At 64.5% G+C, this 18,975-nt stretch carries 16 protein-coding genes; 11 read left to right on the top strand and 5 right to left on the bottom strand.

Translation table 11 applies throughout. The features are described from left to right. A partial coding sequence (locus PGX04_RS03530; protein ID WP_273737251.1) for a glycoside hydrolase family 3 C-terminal domain-containing protein occupies positions 1-1,206 on the top strand: 1,206 nt, incomplete at its 5' end. Between the two features lie 83 nt (positions 1,207-1,289). After that, positions 1,290-2,198: a HEAT repeat domain-containing protein gene (locus PGX04_RS03525; RefSeq protein WP_273737250.1), complete on the top strand. Its 909-nt coding sequence runs from the start codon at positions 1,290-1,292 to the stop codon at positions 2,196-2,198. A gap of 75 nt (positions 2,199-2,273) precedes the next feature. On the opposite strand, the gene PGX04_RS03520 is transcribed toward PGX04_RS03525, so the two are convergent. Beyond that, on the bottom strand, positions 2,274-2,507 hold the full coding sequence (locus PGX04_RS03520) for a hypothetical protein (protein WP_273737249.1): 234 nt from the start codon (positions 2,505-2,507) through the stop codon (positions 2,274-2,276). A 59-nt stretch (positions 2,508-2,566) separates the two neighbouring features. Then, the gene (locus PGX04_RS03515) at positions 2,567-4,636 is read right to left on the bottom strand and encodes an alpha-glucuronidase family glycosyl hydrolase (protein ID WP_273737248.1); all 2,070 of its coding nucleotides are present in this window, start codon (positions 4,634-4,636) and stop codon (positions 2,567-2,569) included. 255 nt (positions 4,637-4,891) lie between these two features. On the opposite strand from PGX04_RS03515, the gene PGX04_RS03510 reads away from it, so the two are divergent. The 5 genes from PGX04_RS03510 (at position 4,892) to PGX04_RS03490 (ending at position 11,303) form a co-directional block, all read left to right on the top strand. After that, positions 4,892-6,562 carry an ABC transporter substrate-binding protein gene (locus PGX04_RS03510; RefSeq protein ID WP_377042260.1) on the top strand — a complete coding sequence of 557 codons (1,671 nt, stop codon included), beginning with the start codon at positions 4,892-4,894 and terminating at the stop codon, positions 6,560-6,562. Positions 6,563-6,598: 36 nt separating this feature from the next. Continuing rightward, positions 6,599-7,597: an ABC transporter permease gene (locus PGX04_RS03505; protein WP_273737246.1), complete on the top strand. Its 999-nt coding sequence runs from the start codon at positions 6,599-6,601 to the stop codon at positions 7,595-7,597. Further along, a complete protein-coding gene (locus PGX04_RS03500) occupies positions 7,587-8,603 on the top strand; it encodes an ABC transporter permease (protein WP_273737245.1) in 1,017 nt (338 codons plus the stop codon). The genes PGX04_RS03505 and PGX04_RS03500 overlap by 11 nt, the downstream gene beginning before the upstream one ends. Continuing rightward, positions 8,603-10,825 (top strand): ABC transporter ATP-binding protein, encoded by a 2,223-nt coding sequence (locus PGX04_RS03495; RefSeq protein ID WP_273737244.1) that lies wholly within the window; start codon positions 8,603-8,605, stop codon positions 10,823-10,825. Before PGX04_RS03500 ends, PGX04_RS03495 begins: the two co-directional genes overlap by 1 nt. Before the next feature lie 112 nt (positions 10,826-10,937). Further along, positions 10,938-11,303, top strand: coding sequence for a hypothetical protein (locus PGX04_RS03490; RefSeq protein WP_273737243.1), 366 nt, complete (start codon positions 10,938-10,940; stop codon positions 11,301-11,303). 52 nt (positions 11,304-11,355) lie between these two features. Here PGX04_RS03490 and gfo6 read toward each other — a convergent pair whose 3' ends face one another. Further along, a complete protein-coding gene (gene gfo6, locus PGX04_RS03485; RefSeq protein WP_377042258.1) occupies positions 11,356-12,444 on the bottom strand; it encodes a D-xylose 1-dehydrogenase Gfo6 in 1,089 nt (362 codons plus the stop codon). A gap of 137 nt (positions 12,445-12,581) precedes the next feature. Here gfo6 and PGX04_RS03480 point away from each other — a divergent pair, with 137 nt between their 5' ends. Beyond that, positions 12,582-13,037 carry a universal stress protein gene (locus tag PGX04_RS03480; protein ID WP_273737241.1) on the top strand — a complete coding sequence of 152 codons (456 nt, stop codon included), beginning with the start codon at positions 12,582-12,584 and terminating at the stop codon, positions 13,035-13,037. A gap of 259 nt (positions 13,038-13,296) precedes the next feature. Here PGX04_RS03480 and PGX04_RS03475 read toward each other — a convergent pair whose 3' ends face one another. After that, positions 13,297-15,297 carry an endo-1,4-beta-xylanase gene (locus PGX04_RS03475; RefSeq protein ID WP_273737240.1) on the bottom strand — a complete coding sequence of 667 codons (2,001 nt, stop codon included), beginning with the start codon at positions 15,295-15,297 and terminating at the stop codon, positions 13,297-13,299. 199 nt (positions 15,298-15,496) lie between these two features. Between PGX04_RS03475 and PGX04_RS03470 the strand changes: the two genes are divergently transcribed. Together PGX04_RS03470 and uxaC are read left to right on the top strand one after the other, a co-directional pair. Continuing rightward, on the top strand, positions 15,497-16,435 hold the full coding sequence (locus PGX04_RS03470; RefSeq protein ID WP_377042259.1) for a mannonate dehydratase: 939 nt from the start codon (positions 15,497-15,499) through the stop codon (positions 16,433-16,435). Between the two features lie 59 nt (positions 16,436-16,494). After that, entirely contained in the window at positions 16,495-17,862 is a 1,368-nt protein-coding gene (gene uxaC, locus PGX04_RS03465; protein WP_273737238.1) for a glucuronate isomerase, read from the top strand. Between the two features lie 3 nt (positions 17,863-17,865). Here the strand turns inward: uxaC and PGX04_RS03460 are convergent, their stop codons facing one another. Continuing rightward, positions 17,866-18,636, bottom strand: coding sequence for an SDR family NAD(P)-dependent oxidoreductase (locus tag PGX04_RS03460; protein ID WP_273737237.1), 771 nt, complete (start codon positions 18,634-18,636; stop codon positions 17,866-17,868). A 144-nt stretch (positions 18,637-18,780) separates the two neighbouring features. Between PGX04_RS03460 and PGX04_RS03455 the strand changes: the two genes are divergently transcribed. Continuing rightward, positions 18,781-18,975: NAD-dependent epimerase/dehydratase family protein (locus PGX04_RS03455; RefSeq protein ID WP_273737236.1), on the top strand; the 195-nt coding region annotated here is incomplete at its 3' end.

Genomic DNA, 18,975 nt, shown 5'->3' with positions numbered 1-18,975 from the left:
AGAGCGGTCACCGAGCGCGCCGCCCGCGAGTCGATGACGCTCCTGAAAAACGAGGACGACCTGCTTCCCCTCGTCGGCGAGGAGACCGACTCCGTCGCGGTCGTCGGTCCGAAAGCCGACGACGCGCAGGAGCTCATGGGTGACTACGCCTACCCCGCTCACTACCCCGAGGAGGAAGTCGAACTCGAGGCGACGACGCCGCTCGGTGCCGTCCACGACCGAAGCGACGAGTACGGGTTCGAGGTTCTCTACGAGCAGGGCTGTACGACGACCGGTCCCGAGACGGACGAGTTCGACGCGGCCGCGGACACCGCCGCGGACGCGGACGTCGCCCTCGCGTTCGTCGGCGCGCGCTCCGCCGTCGACTTCTCGGACTCGGATAAAGAGCGGGTCAACAAACCCAGCGTTGCCACCAGCGGCGAGGGCTGTGACGTGGTCGATCTGGGACTTCCCGGCGTCCAGCGCGATCTCGTCAAACGAATTCACGAGACGGGGACGCCGGTCGTGGTCGTCGTCGTGAGCGGCAAGCCCCACTCCCTCGAGTGGATCGCAGAAGCGGTCCCGGCCGTCGTGCAGGCGTGGCTCCCCGGCGAACGCGGCGGCGAGGGCGTCGCCGCCGCTCTGTTCGGCGAACACAACCCCTGTGGCCACCTGCCGGTCTCCATCCCGCGCACGGTCGGACAGCTCCCGGTTCACTACAACCGGAAGCCCAACACCGCGAACGAGGAGTACGTCTACACGGAGAGCGCTCCGCTCTACCCCTTCGGTCACGGGCTGAGCTACACCGACTTCGAGTACGGCGACCTCTCGCTGTCGACCGACGAGCTCCCGCCGGCCGGGACGATCACCGCGGACGTGACCGTCGAAAACGCCGGCGACACCGCGGGTGACGACGTCGTTCAACTGTACGCGAACGCCGAGAATCCCGACCAGGCCCGTCCGGTGCAGGAACTCGTCGGATTCGAACGCGTCTCCCTCAAGCCGGGCGAGACGAAACGAGTCAGTTTCGAGGTCGACGCCTCGCAACTCGCCTACCACGACCGGGACTTCGACCTGACTGTCGAAGAGGGACCCTACGAGTTCCGCGTCGGCTACTCGGCCGCCGAGGTGGCCGCGACCGCCTCCTTCGAGGTAACCGGGACGAAGGAAGTACCGCGGTCCGGCCGGACGTACTTCACCGAGACTGACGTCGCGGACGTCGAGTAACGACGCGAACGGTCGAGACACCTGTCGGGACGTCTGGTAACACAACCCGCACGTATTTATCGGCCGATGCGTATCACACGGGTATGACGATGGACTCGTCAGTGCCGATCGACGGAATCGATTCCGAGTCGATAACCCGGGATGACATCGACGACGCGGAGTTGCGCGCCGCGCTCTCGTCATCGGACCCGCTAGTTCGACAGCGAGGCGTCGACGTCTGTGAAACGCTCGCCGCGGAGAGAGTCGACGCCGTGCGACCGGTCCTCGACGAGGTCGCGTCGCTCGCCAACGACGATAACTCCCCGGTCGCACTGCGTGCGATCACCGTCCTCAGGACCGTCGCCGAACGCGATCCGGGGGCGCTCGAGGAGCGGCTGACCGACCTCGTCGACACCGCTGGCGCAGATATCGTGGACGTACAGCTGACCGGTTCGAGGGTCCTCGCTACGCTCGTCGTCGGGCGCCCCGATCTCGTCGCGCCGTTCGTTCGGCAGTTGCTCGAGGGAATTCGAGTCACCGAGCCCGATCCGCAGGGCGAAGACCTCAGCGACGTGGTAACCGACGAGGTGACCCGGCGCACGATACAGGATCACGAGGACGAAGAGCGCAAGCGGCGAATATCCGCCCGTCAAACGCTGAGTAACGTCGTCGTTGCCGCCATCGAATCGGAGCCCCAGTCGGCGTTCGACGACGTCGATGCGCTCCTCGCGCTGCTGGACGACGTGCATCCGGCCATCTCCGGCGGCGCGATCGACGCGCTCGCCCAACTGGCGGCGGCAAAGCCGGCGGTCATCGCTCCGGTGAGCGACCGCCTGATCGACCGTCTCGACGACGACAGCGTCGTCGTGCGTGCGCGTACCGTTCGAGCGCTCGGCCACCTCGGCGATGACGCCGCCGTGTCGAAACTCCGGGACGTGGCTGCGGCGGACGCCAACCGGGACGTTCGAGAACTCGCAGACGAGACCGCGAACTTCCTCGCTGACGCGTCGTAATCACGATTTCTCAGGAACGGCACGAACGCGTCGTCGCTCGGACTCGGGTCGAGAACTGGCACCGAGCGAGCGGGCTCAGTCGTTCATCTCGCGTTTCGTGCAGTACCAGTACGCGCCGCTGAAGAAAACGAACGCGCCGGCCACGAGAACGATATCGATGATGAGGATGGGATACGCCTGGTCGCCGGGCCGGACGAACGCGGCCGAGAGCGCGAGGAGGAGCCCCGATATGATCAGCAGGGCGAGGATGACCTTCATCTGCTCGCGCTGAGCGGCGATGAGGTCGAGCAGCGTCGACGTTTTCGACATGGTGTGTGAGTTGAGAACACGCGTAAAAAATGTATCGGTGATCGCAGCGCGGACTCGAACTACTCGTCTCGAGCGCGCCCTCGCTCGTCGGGGATGTCCGAGTACTCCCGAAAGGTCGACGTGAATACGTCCCGCCACCGCTCGGCCTGTGCGACCTGTTCGTCGAACCGCTCGGCGACGTGGCGGTATCGCCGCTCGTCGACGCGTCCCTCGATCGAGCGCCACAGGTCCCGGAGTCGTTCGACCTCCTCGACGCCCGCGAAGCAGTTGTCGTAGAGTCGCTGGACGACGGTCGTTCCGTCCGCGAGTTCGTGGTCCCAGGGAAGGTGGTGGAAGAAGAGGAGCAACTCCTCGGGGCAGGTCTCGACGGAGCCGTAGCGCTCGGCGACCGGATCGCGGTACTGCGTGACGTAGCCGCTTCCGCTCTCGGTTCGGTCGACGCCGATCCCGTCCTCGCTCGCGCCGTGGTAGCCGGGCCACTCCTCGGGCGACGGGTAGTAATGGTTCTCGAGGTACTCCTCGCCGTTGTGCATCATGTGCATGAGTCCGAGGCCGCCGGTTTCGTAATTAATGCATGCCTCCCACGAGCCGTGGAGGATCTCGGTGACGGTGTCGACGACGTCCTCGTCGGTGCCGAACGTCAGCCGGACCCACTCGCGGGTGATCGCCTCAGCGGAGCGGTCGGGATTCCAGGCTGCCCGACCGAACGCGTAGAGATTCGCCTGGGCGAGGTAGTGACCCGTCCAGTTGTAGTCCTCCCCGACGTTGCCGACGCCGACGGCGCCCTCGCCGTCGCCGCGGAAGAGCGAACGCACCGGCGTCCCCTCGCCGTCCGCGTGCGTGTCGAACTCGAAGATCTCCTTCCACATCGGGAGATGATAGGTCGCGTGGACGCCCTGCCCGGTGTACTCCTGGGTTATCTGCAACTCGAGCCCGAGGTCCGTCTCCGGCATCGCGCCGAACAGCGTCGATACGGGCTCGCGAGGCTGGAAGTCGATCGGTCCGTTCTTGATCTGGACGGTGACGTTCTCAGCGAACTCGCCGTCCAGCGGTTCGAATGTGTCGTAGGCCTGTACCGCCCGGTCCTCGTGCGAGCCGTAGACGAAGGCGCGCCACCAGACGCGCCCGCCGTGTGGCTCGAGCGCTTGTGCGATCGCGTTCGCGCCGTCCACGTGATCGCGGTCGTAGTCGTAGGGGCCGGGCTGCCCCTCCGAGTCGGCCTTGACGAGAAAGCCGCCGAAATCCGGCACGAGGTCGTATATCTCGTCAGCTTTCCTCCGCCACCACTCCCGGACGTCTTCCTCGAGCGGGTCGGCGGTGTCGAGGTCGCCGACGAGCATCGGCGCCGCGAAGTTGACCGAGAGGTACGGCCGGATGCCGTACCGGCGGAACAGCGACGCGAGCCCGGTGAGGTCCTCGAGTCGGTGCGACTCGAGCAATTGCCATCCCTCGAACTCGTCGAACGCGGCGTTCGCGCTCGCTCGCTGCGGCTTCGTCGTGTTGACGTTGTTGAGGACGATACCGTTGATCCCGACGGAGGCCAGCAGGCGGGCGTAATCTTCGTATCGCGACCGGAGGTCGGGCAGTCGTTCCCAGTCGAAGATCGACTCGCCGGCGTATCCGCGTTCGACCGAGCGATGGAAGGGCGTGTCCCACTGATTGAGCAACCGGTTCGCGTACGCCGGCTCCTCGCGCACGTCGAGGTCGTCGATCGGTTCGCCGGTGCCGAGCAGCCGAAGGAGGTGGAACGTTCCGTACACTAACCCCCGATCGGTGGACGCTGTGACGACGAGGCAGTCCGCGCCGTTCCACGTGACCGACCGAATGAGGTATCCGCCGTCCTCGAGGTCGGCGACGTCGTCGATCGGAACCGACTCGGCGATCATCGCCATGTCGTCCGGGGTGCCGATGGCGAGAAAACCGTCGACCGTGGTCGGCGGATGGTGCCAGAGGTGCGGGTCCGCCTCGAGAAGTCCGGGCAGCGCTCGTCGGAGTTCGTCCCGGATCGCGCCGCACTCGGGGGACTTTTCGGCGACGTACGCGTGTCTACACCGGCGGTGGTAGGAGTCGAGTCGGTTCTCACCAGCCGCGCGATCGTACCGAAGCCAGCAATCGTCGTACTGATTCATCGAGAGACGGTCAAATCGTCGTCGGCGACCGGTAAAACGATAGTGGTCGATCGCTCGTCCGGTCGTGGATCGTCCGCTTCAGGTTCCCAGCATCCGCCCGAGAGAACGAAAACGCGCATCAACGCAGGTCGCTCTCAGAGCCGAATCGTGACAACTACAAATCACAATGTTTATTACTGACTGTGGTTATCGTTCACAGGTATGGGAACAGATAGCAGTCCCGGTGACTATAGCGATGCGATCAGTCGCCGGAAAATGTTAACGGTGGCAGGTGCGTCAGGGGCGGCCGCGCTCGCTGGCTGCGTGGGTGGTGGATCGGAGGATGGCACGTTCGTCAACGCGTACACTGGCAACCCGGCCGATCTTCACTTCAACACGTCGGGCGTACAGAACTACCGCTGGCCCGCGGGGCGATCGGTATTCGCTCCGTTTCTGAAGTACTCGTTCGGCGAGGACGAGTTTATCCTCGGGGCGCTCGACGACTTACAGGTTGAAGAGCAGGAAGTGACGCTGACGTTCCGCGACGATCTGAAGTGGGACGACGGAGACGACTGGACGACCGACGATCTCGACGTCCAGCTCGAGTTGGCAGAGATGTCCGGCAGTTCGCTCTGGGGGTATCTCGAGGACTACGAGATCGTCGACGACAGGACCGCGCGTCTGATACTCTCCGGGCCGACGAACCCGCGGATCCTCAAGTTCGAACTCACGAACTTCTTCGTCGATACGAAAGCGGATGTCCACGAACAGTTCCTGGACCAGGACGTGTCGGAATTCCTCCAGTGGGCGTGGGAGGACCCCGTTGCCAGTGGGCCGTTCTCGTTCGTGAGCAAGGACGAGCAGGCGTTCGAGTTCGAACAGAATCCCGAGTTCTACAACGCCGACAACGTCAACATCGAGACGTTCATGATCGAGAGATACGGTGGGAACACCGCTCAGCATCAGGCACTCATATCGGGGACGGACGCCGACGCCGCTCCGAGCCTGTTTGCGCCGCCGGATATCGTCGACCAGTTCCCGGACCACGTCGTCGAGGTCCAGATTCCGGCCAAGTGGGGCTACGGTATCGTGTTCAATCACGACGATCCTCACTTCGGACAGCGAGCGGTTCGACAGGCGGTCGCACACGTCATCAACCGACAGAGTCTCGTCGACAACGCCGGTCCGCGGTCGAAGTTCGTGACGCCGTCGCCCTGCGGTATCGCACCCAAGGACCAAGAGTACTGGCTCGACGACTGGCAGGGTGACTTCGAGACCTACGGCGCTGATGAGAGTCAGACCGACGAGGCGACCCAGTTGCTCGAGGACGCCGGATACACGCTTGACGGCGGAACCTGGCAGGACTCCAGCGGGGATTCCATCGGCGGGGACTACTACTCTCCCGGGGGATGGACGGACTGGACGAGCATGTCCGAGACCGTCGTCCACCAGCTGAACGACTTCGGCTTCGACTTCTCGGTCAGCACGAGACCGACGAACGACTGGTTCAATCAGTACTCCAACAGCAACTTCGCGATGGGGAGCCTCTACTGGCTGCCCGGCGGATCGCGATCGTCGTTCCCGTACTTCCCGCTGCGCTACCAGCTGTGGGAAGAGGAGATCGGCGGCGGTCATAACTACCGGGAGAAGGCGCAATCCGAGCAGACGATTCCCGGCAGAGACGGCGGAGAGATGTCGCTCACCCCGCTCGATGTGGTCGACCAGATCGCACGGCAACCGACCGACGAGGAGGCAAGGCCGTACGTCCAGGAGGCGGCGTGGCACAACCACATCGAACTCCCCTTCCTCGGGCTCGTGTCCAAGCACGAGCAATCCTGGGTGACTGACGACGAGTGGTCGATCGCCGACGAGGACAGCCCCAATCGGCAGGTCAAGTGGCCACAGTTCTGGTGGCCCCACGAGGGTGAACTCCAGTACGACGGTTGAGTCAGCCACACGATTCCATTTTTATCATTAGTTACAATGAACTATTACCTTAAACGGACGTTACAAATTCCGTTGACTATCCTCGCAGTGGCGACGCTCAGCTTTGGCCTGATCCGGCTGCTTCCCGGCGGTCCGTTCTCGCAGTTACGGCTAGAACTCCTCCAGCAGGGGGTCCCCGCTGATCAGGTCGACGCGCGTATCGAGGCACTGCAGAACATCAGACCTGACGCACCGCTCTGGCAACAGTACATCGACTACATGATCGGTGTCGTCCAGTTGGATCTGGGCCAGTCGATCTCGCTCAACAAGCCCGTCATAGACGTGATCGCCGAAGCGCTCCCCTGGACCGTCTTCCTCGTCGTGACGTCCACGATACTCATGTTCGTCATCGGCGTGTTGCTCGGCGCGATCCAGGCGTACTGGGAAGGCTCGCGGTTCGATCAGATCGCATCGGGCGGATCGATTCTCCTGATGTCGATCCCCTACTACATCTTCGCCGTGATCCTCCTGTTCTTCCTGGCGTTCCAGCTCCGGTGGTTCCCGACCGGGAACGCCGTCGAGCGAGGCCTCGACGCCTCGCTCCCCCTCCAGTACTTCTCGAGCGTGCTCTACCACGCTGCGCTCCCGATTCTGGCGTTTACGATCGGCGGGGTCGGATCGACGGCCCTCAACATGCGCGGGAACGGCATTCAGGTGCTCGGCGAGGAGTACGTCGAAGTCGCCAGACTGCGTGGTCTCTCCGACGGCCGGATCGCCACTCGGTACGTCGCCAAGAACGCCATCCTCCCGATGTATACGGGGTTCATCCTGATAATCGGGTTCCGGCTCGGGGGGACCGTCGTGCTCGAGGAAATTTTCTCGTACCCCGGTCTCGGCTACCGCATGATTGAGGCGGTCAATGCGAACGATTACCCACTGATGATGGGATGCTTCCTGATCATCACGGTCACGCTCGTCGTCGGGGTCTACATCGCCGATCTGACGTACGGGCTGATCGATCCGCGTATCAGTGCAGGTGAGTCAGATGAGTACTGAACCCGATACCGCCGCCGACGGCATCGACTGGCGCTCGGAAACGTCAGACGTCGAGATGAGTCGCCGCGACCGACTGAACGAGTTCTACGAGCAGAAGATCTACGTGCCCGCCGCCGTCGCATGGTCTGACAGACGGACTCGGATCGGGGTTGTCATCCTGAGCGTCTACCTCCTCATGGCGGTCGTCGACCTGCTCGGGCTCTGGCGCGATGCCAGTCCGAATCAGGCCGGGCCGTTACTCACTCCGTTCGAGAACATGGCGTATCCGCTCGGGACGACCCGCTCGGGGGTCGATATGCTGGCCCTGATCATCGACTCGACGCCGTTCATCCTCCTGATGGTGCTCGCGGGCGGGGTGTGGGCGACCACTCTCGCAGTCGTAGTGGGCACCGTCTCGGGGTACAAGGGCGGCGCGATAGACACCGTCATCACGGCCATCTCCGACTTCTTCATGGCGATTCCGGGGCTCCCGCTCGTCATCGTCCTGGCGATCGCGCTGAGCCCGGAGAACCCGCTTCTCCTCGGGGTCGTCCTGACGGTCAACTACTGGGCCGGGCTGGGTCGTTCGATCCGGTCACAGGTCCTCTCGATCCGAGAGGAGAGCTACATCGAAGCGTCCCGTACGATGGGGACGAGTTCGATACGCATCATCATCAAGGACGTGCTGCCGAACATCATGCCGTACGTAATGGTCAACTTCGTGTTCGCCGCACGCTACACGATCTTCGCGTCCGTCGGTCTGTACTTCATCGGCGTGTTGCCCTACACGGGACAGAACTGGGGCGTTACATTGAATAACGGGTACCGTCAAGGCGGCCTGTTCTCGATGGACGCCTTTCACTGGCTCCTCGTCCCGATCGTCGCCATCGTCGGGCTGGCGTTCGGGCTCGTCCTGCTGAGTCAGGGGATGGACCGGATCTTCAACCCACGCGTCCGGACCCGTCTCACCGGAGAATCCGAGTCTATCGAGGAGGAGGAAACCGACACGACGACGGAGATGATATAATGGCTATCGACAGCACATCTAGCGATCGAGTCGTATCACAGGAGACCGTCGAAGATCCGATCTTCGAGGTCCGAAACACGAGCGTTACCTACAACGAGGGCAACACGCGCGTCCTCGAGAACGTCAACGTCAGTATCGAGCGGAACGAAGTCCTCGGTATCGTCGGCGAGAGCGGGAGCGGCAAGTCGATGTTCGCCTCCGCACTGCTCGATGCCATTCCCGATCCCGGCGTCCTCTCCGGGCAGATCACGTACAACCGGCGGGACGGTTCGTCGGTCGACCTCCTCGAGTTGAACGACGAGGAACTCCGACAGTTCCGCTGGGAAGAGGTGTCGATGGTGTTCCAGGGCGCGATGAGTTCGTTCAATCCGACGATGAAGGTCGGGGCTCACTTTACGGAGACGCTCAAGGCCCACGACAAGAACGTCTCGGAGGGGCTCGAGTTCGCCCGCGAACTCCTCGAGAACCTCTATCTCGAGCCGGAGCGGGTCCTCGACGCGTACCCCCACGAACTCTCGGGTGGGATGCAACAGCGGGCCCTGATCGCGTTGAGTATGGTCCTGGACCCGGAAGTGCTGGTGATGGACGAGCCGACGGCCGCGCTCGACTTGCTGATGCAGCGGTCGATTCTGACGTTACTCGACGACTTGCAGAGCGAGTACGACCTGACGATCGTCTTCATCACCCACGACCTGCCGCTGGTCGCGTCGCTTGCCGACCGGATGGCGATCATTTACGCGTTCCAGTTCGCCGAGATCGGGCCGCGCGACGAGATTATCGGTAACTCGGCGCACCCGTACACGCGAAAGCTGTTGAACGCGACGCCGAACATCGATGCACCGCTGGCGGAGATGCAGCCGATTCCGGGCGAAGGCCCCGCTCCGGTGAACCTCCCGTCCGGCTGCCGGTTCGAACCGCGGTGTCCGCTCGCGACGGAAAAGTGTCGGACGGACGATCCGCCGTTAGCCTCGGTCGACGGGGACGACACCGCTCACCGGTCGGCGTGTCACCACTGGGAGCAAGCCCGCGAAGAGATCGAGCTCAACTTCGGTAAGACGAGCGACGACTTCGAGAACACCGCTTCCGCCGAGACGGCGGAACCGATCGCGAAAACACGTCACGAGGAGCCGGTCGAGACGCCGCTCCTCTCGCTCAACGACGTCGAGGTCCACTTCGAGGAGGAACAAGGGCTGTTCGAGCGGTTCACCGAAGACCCCCGCGTCGTCCGAGCGGTCGACGGCGTCTCGCTCGATATCGAAGAACAGGATCTCGTCTGTCTCCTCGGCGAGAGCGGCTGCGGGAAGACGACGCTCGGGAAGACGATGATCGGCCTCCAAGAGCCGACCGGCGGCTCGATCGAGTACCGCGGCCAAGATATCTGGGAGGCGAAAAAGGGCGGCGGCGAGATTCCGTACGACGATATCCGGTCGGCGCTCCAGATCATCCACCAGGATCCGGGGAGTGCGCTCAACCCCAACCGACGCATCGTCGACATTCTCTCGGAACCGCTCAGGCACACCCATCCGAACATCAACCGGACCGAGCGCCGGAGTCGGATGCACTCTCTGCTCGAGCGCATCGGCATGGCTCCGGCCGACGAGTTCCTCGATCGGTACCCCCACCAGCTTTCGGGCGGCGAGAAGCAACGCGTCGCACTCGCTCGCGCACTGCTGATGAATCCGGACGCGATCCTCGCCGACGAGGCCATCAGCGCGGTCGACGTCTCGTTGCGCATCGAGATCATGGACCTGATGTTGGAACTGCAGGAGGAGTTCGAAACCTCGTTCCTCTTCATCTCCCACGACCTCTCGAACGCGCGGTACTTCGCCGAGCACGGCGACGGCCGAATCGCCGTCATGTACCTGGGAGAGATCGTGGAGATCGGCACCGCCGAGCGCCTCATCCACGATCCGCGCCATCCGTACACCGAAGTGCTCCGGTGGGCGACGCCGGATCTCGATCTCGATTCGATGGAGGCCAGCGAGCCACCGCTCAGAGAGGTCGACGTTCCGAACCCGGTCGATCCGCCCTCGGGCTGTCGGTTCCACACGCGGTGTCCCGTCGCTCGCGAGGCCTGTCGCGAGGAGCACCCGGACCTCCAGGAGGTTTCTGATGGGGACGGGAAAGCCGCCTGCTTCCGCGAGGATCCGAATCACGAGTACTGGGACAGCGAACCCCTCGAAGGGGCCGTCGAGACGCGCGAAGAGCTCGCGGAGCACTGAGACGCGCCGTTCCCCTCGCGTTCGGTCGCGATCGATCGACTCCTCTCGGATCTCGAGGGTACCCCGACCGGCGACACCACTATTATTATGCGAGCGGCTGTACGTTCCGCTGATGACACGCTACGAGCCCGATTCCGTCGACGGGACGCTCTTCCTCACTGCCGAGGACGACCGGATCGAAATCGGTGCGATCGACGACGTCGTCGACGCGATCGGTGACGAGACGCACTCGATCGAGTACGACCAGAAACAGCGGACGCAGCCGTGGCTGGAAACCGACGACGGCGTGCTCGAGATAGACGTTCGCGAGACGGTGACGACGATGCCCCACACCGAAGAAACGGTGTCCGAGCTCCGCGAGTACGATATGGGAACCGAACGATACGGGCTTCCCAGACGAACCGTCGAGTTCGCGGACCGACTCGTCGAGATCCTCGAGCAACAGGGGAAGAACGAGCCGGCTACCGGCGGACGGTAGCGACTACGACTGTGGTCGGATAGATCGCCGAGTCCGATTCGATCCGTTCCATTTACCGAACCGACACTTCACTCCCGGTCTCGGCCGCCTCGTAGATCGCCGCGAGCACCCGCATATCGACGAGCGCGTGGTCGCCGTCGGGCGAGATCGGTTCCACTCGGAGGACGCGGTCCGCGAAGTAGTCGAACTCCTCGGTCATCTCGTCGCCGAACACGTCGCGCCGACCGTCGTCGAGTTGCAGTTCTCGGCCGTCCATCCGGAGGGTCACCGTCTGGGGCGACTCGCCGAGGAACGTCGGCTCGAGTAGCAACTCGCCGTCGGTGCCAACGATCCGGAGGTGTCCCGAGAGGGAGGCATGCTGGCTCGCCGTGCAGGCGGCGTACGTCCCGTCGTCGAACTCGATCGTGAAGGTGGCGTGCTGGTCGGGCACCTCTCGGAACGCCTCGTCGTCGGAGCGCATCTGTGCGGTCACGCTCACGGGGTCGGCATCGAGGACGAATCGGGCGGTGTTGAGCGGGTAGATACCGAGGTCCATCACCGTCGCGCCGTACCCCGCGAGGTCGGGGTCGAGCCGCCACTGGTCGGGGTCGCCGGAGACGACGTCGAGCATCTGCTGGCCCATGTGCCCGTGGACGGCCACCGGATCGCCGATTGCCCCGTCGGCGACGAGTTCGCGCATCCGTCGAACCCCCGGATCGGTCTGCATTCGGTAGGCGACCATCAGGGGGACGTCTTCGGTGGCCGCGACGAGTTCCTCGGCGCGCTCGGCCGTCGCCTCGAGCGGTTTCTCACAGAGGATCGGTTTTCCGTGCTCGGCGGCCGCCTCTGCGTACGGCAGGTGGAGCGCGTTCGGGGTACAGACGTAGACGGCGTCGTACTCGTCAACCGATTCTCCCTCCGCGAACTCCTCGTACGTGAGCGAGACCTCGACGCTCGGCGTCGTCGCGACGACGTCCGCGGCTTTCTCGTGGGTCCTGCTAACGACGACGGTCGTCTCGCAGAACTCCGACCTTTCGACGGCGGGGATCGCCTGTTCGCGCGTCCACCAGCCGAGTCCGACCATGGCGAGACGGAGCGTTCCCGAGTCCAGTTCCTCCCAGTCGCGCTCTCGCACGCCTCGTACGTAGTCACTCACTGACATAGTAAGTAGTTCGACGCAATCAGCAAAAGTCTAGTGAACGACCCGTAACGGAGAACGGCGGAGCCGGCTAACGGGCGTCCCCCGCTGACCGTCAGACGAGCCTTAGTATTATACGGAACGAGGACGTGAGACGCTCCATGGAAGACACATTAGTCGTCCTCAACGACCGCGATGGCGGTAGTGACTTGCTCCGCGAAGCCGCAGCGTACGCGACCGGCGCGGACGCCGACCTGATCCTCTACTCGCCGCTCAGCGAGGAGCAGTTCGAGGAGTCGGTCTCGAGTCTGGATCAGATCGGTCGCATCGAGAACAAGGATTACAGTGACGAGGAAGCAATCGGCATCGCCGAACAGATCGCCGATTCGCTCGCCGCCGAGGCCCTCGACGACGTCGATGTGGAGTGGTCCGTCGTGACTGACGTCACCGACGAGCCCGATGCCGATCGCATCATCGACCTCGCCGAGAAACGCGGCTGCGACCATCTCTTCACCATCGGACAGCAGCGGTCCCCGACCGGGAAGGCCGTGTTCGGCGACACGACCCAGAAGCTCATTCTGAACTTCCCGGGCTACGTGACGGTATCGATGAACTGACCAGGCTGCCTCGCCTCACCAGCGGTGCTTGATGCCGACTCGCACAGTGATGGTCCGACGTGACAGCGCGCCTCGAGAGACCCTTCGTTCGGGGGACAGGCGGCGAAGTTACGGCGAGCGACGAAACGCGTTTGGGGGACGCATCCGTCGTAATACGACAGTCGGTGTCGACTGCCGGAGAAGGCCGCGGAGCGGTCGATCAGTTTCGAATCTCCGTTCGCCTCTAGGGAGGGTCCAGTGATCGAACGTCAGGCGGTGATCAGTTGCTACCCGTCGAGCCCTTCCCCTTCGAACCCTTGTCGCCCTTCCCCGGCGGGGTGAGCTCGACCGTCACCGATTCCGTCTCGTCGTCGGTGACGGTCGTCTCGCCGGACAGGGCCCCCTTCTCGGCGGTGACCGTGTAGCTTCCCTTGAAGCCGCGTGTGGTGTAGATGCCGTCGTCGTCGGTTTCGCCGGTCTCGTCGGTCCACCACTCCTCGAAGACGAGTTCCCGGAACTGCTCGCCGTGGGCTCGCAGGCTCCAGTTGGAATCGTAGTAGGCACCCGTCGGCCGCCAGTGGTCGTCCGCCCAGAAGCCCCACGAGAGGACGCCTTCCACGGCTTCCTTGCTGAACGCCACCGTGAGGAAGTCCCGGAGGTAGTCCGCCTGGACCGCGACGTCCTGTGCGTTTCGCCGGTCGAAAATCTCGATGTCGAACTCGGTGACGAGGAGCGGGAGCCCGAACTCCGCGAACTGATCGAAGCCGGCGATCATGTCCGCGACGTCGAGCAGCTGGTTGTACTGCTGCTGGTGGTGACCCATGAGTCCGATCCCGTCGATCGGGTAGTCGTTCTCGACCAGGGAGGAGATGTAATCGTAGTACTGACTCCGCTGCCACTGGCCGCCGATGGCACCCATCTCGTTGGTGTAGAGTCCGGCGTCCGTGGCCTCGTCGGCGACCGACCACCAGCGGTCGACGGCGTCCCATCCCAACTCGTCGTCGTCGCGGAAATTGGACTGCCAGATCGGGTGGTTGTGCATGTCCCAGTCGGAGACCTGGCCCTCGAACTCGGTGGCGTGGTTTTCGATTTTTTCTGAAATCTCCGCCTCGATCTCCGCGGCGGACTGGTCGGGGTCGACGTTCATGCCCCCGCCGCCGGCGTTGTTGTACTCCTCCCACAGGAGGTAGTGGCCGCGCGTCGGGATGTCGCGCTCGTTGAGCCACTCGAGCGTCGCTCTGGTCGCGTCGTTGTCGATGTCCCAGTCGCCCTCCCAGGCGGGATACTTCAGCCCGTTCTCGACGACGGCCCTGTTGAAGTTCTCGAGGAACGTCTCCCGGTAGCGCTCGTCGTCCTCGCTCTCGCCGGTGACGTGCTCGACGGAGACGGCGCTGCCGAAGTCGAACTCGTGGTCGGTCATCTCGAGGTCGACCGTCGCCCCGTCCATCGGCTGGCCGCCGGGATCGAGCACCGCCACCTCGATGTCCGTCTTCCGGATCTCCTCGATTCGGTCGCGGGCGGCCTCGCGCCACTCGGCGTCCTCGGCCCGCCCCTCGTAGTCGTACGGCGGGAGCGTCTCGAGCGAGACGTCCGACTCACCGTAATCGAACAGCGCGATCCCTCCGAACTCGATCGTCTGCTCGGCGTAGCCGGTGTGGAACTCGAGCGTCGGGATCTGGTCCGTTCCAGCCGGTTTCGAGTCGACCTCGATGGGGAAGAAGTATCGCATCCACTCGCCGCTCGGCTCGATAGCCGCGCCGCGCTGGACGAAGTTGTCGCCGGACGCGATCCCGTCTGACTCCGCGTCTCGATACCCGAACGCTGCGTTCGCTTCGGAATCGTCGGACTCGCTTCGCACGTACGCGACGGCCAAGAGCAGCTCCCCCTCGTCGAAGGAGCGGTCGGTGATCTCCCCGCGATACGCGTACTCCGCCGGGTCGTCGCTGGCGTCGGGAATTTCGAGCCGTTCGGCTTTCGTGATCGAGACGGCGTCCGTGTCGACTTGGATCTCCGTCTCCGTCCCGCCTCCCTCGAGCGAGAACGCATCGATCGCCGCCTCCTCCGTCGTTCCGTAAACGTACGACCCCGCCGGGAGTTGTTTCTGTTGGCGGCTCGAGGCGGTGAGTTCGTCCCGAAGCGCCTGATGGTAGTCCGCGGTTGAGCCGGCCGATTCCTGCGCCGTCACGGCGGGGCCGGCGGCCGCCGCCGTAACGCCGAGGACGCCGAGCGATTTCAGGACGGTTCGTCGTCTCCTCTCGCCGCTGGGAAAATTCTCTGTCATGGGTATTGTTATCGTAACTGAACCGTTTCACAGCTTGTTATTTAACAGTGAGGGACAGGTACCGGTGTGTTCCGCTCGTGCAGTCCTCTCCCCGGATCGTTACTCGGTTTACCAGTGGTAATCGTGCCACCCGATCAGCGATGCGTCGCACAACATCTATTATCGGGCTTACCGAAGGGGACGTGTGAACACGACGCTGATGCTCCCGCCGTCTCCCGACCGGCGGTGGACGCTCGCCAGACAGCTCGGATTGTCGACGGCCGTCGTCCGCTTCTGGGGCGAAGAGGAGTGGTGGACGTTCGACTCGCTACTCCGGACTCGGAACCGGTTCGCGGACCACGGTCTGTCGCTCGAGGTCGTCGAGGACCGCCCGCCGATGACGAACACTGTACTAGGCCGATCCGGCCGCGACGAGGAGATCGAGACGGTCAAGCAGTTGCTTCGAAACATGGGACGGGTCGGTATCGACGTCTACTCCTGGGTGTGGACGGAGAACCCGGTCGGCGTGATCCGCACGTCCGACGCCGTCCCGCTGCGGGGTGACTCCCGAACCACGGCCTACGACCACGAACAGTCCGAACGCGCGCCGGAGTGCCCGGTCGACGTCACCGAGGCGGAACTGTGGGAGAACCTCGAGTACTTCCTCGACGAGATCGTTCCCGTCGCCGAGGAGGCCGGCGTCGACCTCGCGCTCCACCCCGACGATCCGCCGGTGGCGTCCGTTCGCGGTGTCCCTCGACTCGTCAATTCCGTCGAGAACGTCCAGCGGATTCTGGACCTTCACGAGAGTCCGAATCACGGGCTGACGTTCTGTCAGGGGAACTTCTCGGCGATGGGCGCGGATGTCCCCGAGACGGTCCGGCGCTTTGGCGACCGGATCCACTTCGTCCACTTCCGCGACGTGGAAGGGACCGCCGAGGAGTTCGTCGAAACGTGGCACGAGGAGGGACAGACCGACATGCTCGCGGCGATGGACGCCTACCGCGAAGTCGGATTCGACGGCCCGATTCGTCCCGATCACGTCCCGAAGATGCTCGGCGAGGGCGACCGCGAGGAGACCCAGGCCGGCTACACCGACATGGGCCGGCTGTTCGCCGTCGGGTACATGAAGGGACTGCTGGAGCAGACGCGCTCCTGAACGCGCCGGCGGCGGTTCCGTTCCGAGGTTTTATTGCCGCCCTCGAAACAGAGTCGCCCATGGGATTCATGGACGAGCGGTATCTGCTCGACACGGAGGCCGCCGCGGAGCTCTACGAGGCCATCGCCGATCTCCCGATCGTCGACCCGCACAACCACATCGACCTCGAGGAGGTCGTCGAAAACGAGCCCTGGAGCGACGTCTGGGAGGTCGAGGGTGCGACCGATCACTACGTCTGGCAGCTCATGCGCAAGCGCGGCGTCCCCGAGGAAAAGATCACCGGCGACGCCGACAATCGCGAGAAGTGGAATGCGCTCGCGGCGGTCTTTCCGGACTTCGCGGGAAACCCCACCTACGACTGGGTCCACCTCGACCTCCAGCGGCGCTTCGGCATCGAGAAACCCCTGAACGCGGACACCGCCGACGAGATCTGGGCGGAGACGAAGACGCAACTCGCCGAACCGGAAATGCGGCCGCAGGCGGTGCTCCGCGAGATGAACGTCGAGGTCCTCTGCAGCAGCGACGACCCGACGTCGCGACTCGAGTACCACGAGCGGGCCGAGGACGAGATCGACGACGTCGACATCCGCCCTACCTGGCGGCCGGATCGGGCGCTGAAGATCGAGACCGCCGAGTGGTCGGCGTTCGTTTCGGAGCTCGACGCGGTGACCGACGCCGACGTCGACGGTTTCGAGGGATTCCTCGACGCTCTCGCGGAGAGCCACGACTACTTCGTCGATCACGATTGCGTCGCGTGCGACATCGGGATGGGGACCGAGCCGATATCGCGGCCGGTCAGCGAGGAGCGCGCCGGCGAAATTTACGCGAAAGCGCGGCGCGGCGCGAGCCTCGAGGAAGCCGAGATCCGCGACTACAGGGCCTACCTGCTGGAGTTCGTCGGCGAGTTGAACAGCGAGGCCGGCTGGGTGACCCAGCTCCACATTGGGGCGGTCCGCGACTACCGCGATACCCTCTCCGAGGACGTCGGGCCGAACGCGGGCGGTGACGTCTCGACGCAGGACATCGACCTAGTCTCAGGACTCGATCACTTTTTCGACGCCTTCGACGGGGAGATGGAGATCGTCCTCTACACCCTCGACCCGACCCACTACCCGAGCGCGACGGTCGTCGCCCGCACCTACCCCACCGTGAGCATCGGGCCGGCGTGGTGGTTCAACGACAGTCCGCTCGGGATCGAGAACCAGCTCGAGCGGGTCGCGGCCGTCGACCTGCTCGCCAACTACGCCGGGATGGTTAGCGACTCCCGGAAGGTCGTCTCCTACGGCGCCCGGTTCGAGATGTTCCGCCGAACGCTCGCGACCGTCGTCGGCGAGATGGTCGAGCGGGGACGGATCCCCTCCGACAACGCCGAGCGGCTCGTCGAGCACGTGGCGTACGACCGGCCGACGGAACTCTACGGGCTGTAGGGACTACTGTGCGCTGTCGTCGTAGCCGCCGTCGACCGTGACGATCTCGCCCGTCGTGAACGACGCGGCGTCGCTCGCGAGGTAGATGGCCGTGCCGACCATCTCGTCGGGCGTGGCGACGCGGCTCATCGGCGTCCGTTCGTCGACGGTCTCGCGGAACGCCGACCCCGCTTCTAGTTTCGGCCCGGCCATCTCCGTCTTGACGAACCCGGGAGCGATGGCGTTCACGCGGACGTCCGGCGCGAGGTCCGCGGACACCGCGCGGGTCAGCCCGTTGACGCCGCTCTTCGCGGCGCAGTAGGCCGCTCGTTCCTCGCGGGCCTGATCGGCTGACATCGAGGAGATGTTGATGATGCTGCCGTCGTCCATGGCCCGCCCGAACGCCCGGCACGCCCGAAAGACCCCGGTGAGGCAGACGTCGATGTCCCGCTGCCACTCCTCGTCGCTCATCTCCGTCACGGCGGACTGAGCGACCGTCCCCGCCGAGTTGACGAGGATATCGACGTCCCCGACCTCCTCGATCGTGGCGTCTCGGAGCGCCTCGATCGACTCGGTGTCGGTTACGTCGCACGTGACCGCCGTCGTCGTCGCGCCGCGCTCGCGGAGTTCCGCCGTCACGTCCTCGACGGCGTCCTGTGACCGGCTCGTCGCCACGACGTCCGCGCCGTTCTCGGCGAATCCGAGCGCGATCGCTCGGCCGATCCCTCGCGTCCCGCCGATGACGACCGCCGTCTTTCCGTCGACGCTCACGGGCGCACCCGTTTCAGTACCCATGCCGCCGTGTTCCGCCGCCGGTGGTTTATGCGTTTCTATGGATACCCCCGCGAGCGGGAGAACTCTCTGAACAGTGGCTCACGTCGACCGGCCGAAGCCCCGCTCTCCGTGGGTTTCATTAGTGCACCCGCCAACTGTCCGCCCGTGACCACAGACTCCTCGAGCATCGTCGTCACCGGTGCGCTCGGTGGCGCCGGACGGTGGATCGTAGAGCGACTGCTCGCCGACGGCTACGACGTAATCGGCCTCGACCGGCGGCTCCCCGCCGACGGCGGGCCCGCGGGGGCGGAGTTCTTCCAGGTCGACCTCACCGACTCGGGCGAGACCGCCGAACTCGTC

Source organism: Natrinema soli, from assembly GCF_028618695.1.
The sequence above is the reverse complement of the archived record's forward strand: the minus strand, read 5'-3'. Positions and strand labels throughout refer to the sequence as shown.

What these genes read in the sequence shown, in the direction of transcription:
- PGX04_RS03475 (WP_273737240.1), bottom strand. Translation starts at nt 15,297, where the DNA reads ATGACAGAGAATTTTCCCAGCGGCGAGAGGAGACGACGAACCGTCCTG.
- PGX04_RS03500 (WP_273737245.1), top strand. Translation starts at nt 7,587, where the DNA reads ATGAGTACTGAACCCGATACCGCCGCCGACGGCATCGACTGGCGCTCG.
- PGX04_RS03470 (WP_377042259.1), top strand. Translation starts at nt 15,497, where the DNA reads ATGCTCCCGCCGTCTCCCGACCGGCGGTGGACGCTCGCCAGACAGCTC.
- PGX04_RS03495 (WP_273737244.1), top strand. Translation starts at nt 8,603, where the DNA reads ATGGCTATCGACAGCACATCTAGCGATCGAGTCGTATCACAGGAGACC.
- uxaC (WP_273737238.1), top strand. Translation starts at nt 16,495, where the DNA reads ATGGGATTCATGGACGAGCGGTATCTGCTCGACACGGAGGCCGCCGCG.
- PGX04_RS03460 (WP_273737237.1), bottom strand. Translation starts at nt 18,636, where the DNA reads ATGGGTACTGAAACGGGTGCGCCCGTGAGCGTCGACGGAAAGACGGCG.
- PGX04_RS03480 (WP_273737241.1), top strand. Translation starts at nt 12,582, where the DNA reads ATGGAAGACACATTAGTCGTCCTCAACGACCGCGATGGCGGTAGTGAC.
- PGX04_RS03490 (WP_273737243.1), top strand. Translation starts at nt 10,938, where the DNA reads ATGACACGCTACGAGCCCGATTCCGTCGACGGGACGCTCTTCCTCACT.
- PGX04_RS03505 (WP_273737246.1), top strand. Translation starts at nt 6,599, where the DNA reads ATGAACTATTACCTTAAACGGACGTTACAAATTCCGTTGACTATCCTC.
- gfo6 (WP_377042258.1), bottom strand. Translation starts at nt 12,444, where the DNA reads ATGTCAGTGAGTGACTACGTACGAGGCGTGCGAGAGCGCGACTGGGAG.
- PGX04_RS03510 (WP_377042260.1), top strand. Translation starts at nt 4,892, where the DNA reads ATGTTAACGGTGGCAGGTGCGTCAGGGGCGGCCGCGCTCGCTGGCTGC.
- PGX04_RS03515 (WP_273737248.1), bottom strand. Translation starts at nt 4,636, where the DNA reads ATGAATCAGTACGACGATTGCTGGCTTCGGTACGATCGCGCGGCTGGT.
- PGX04_RS03520 (WP_273737249.1), bottom strand. Translation starts at nt 2,507, where the DNA reads ATGTCGAAAACGTCGACGCTGCTCGACCTCATCGCCGCTCAGCGCGAG.
- PGX04_RS03525 (WP_273737250.1), top strand. Translation starts at nt 1,290, where the DNA reads ATGACGATGGACTCGTCAGTGCCGATCGACGGAATCGATTCCGAGTCG.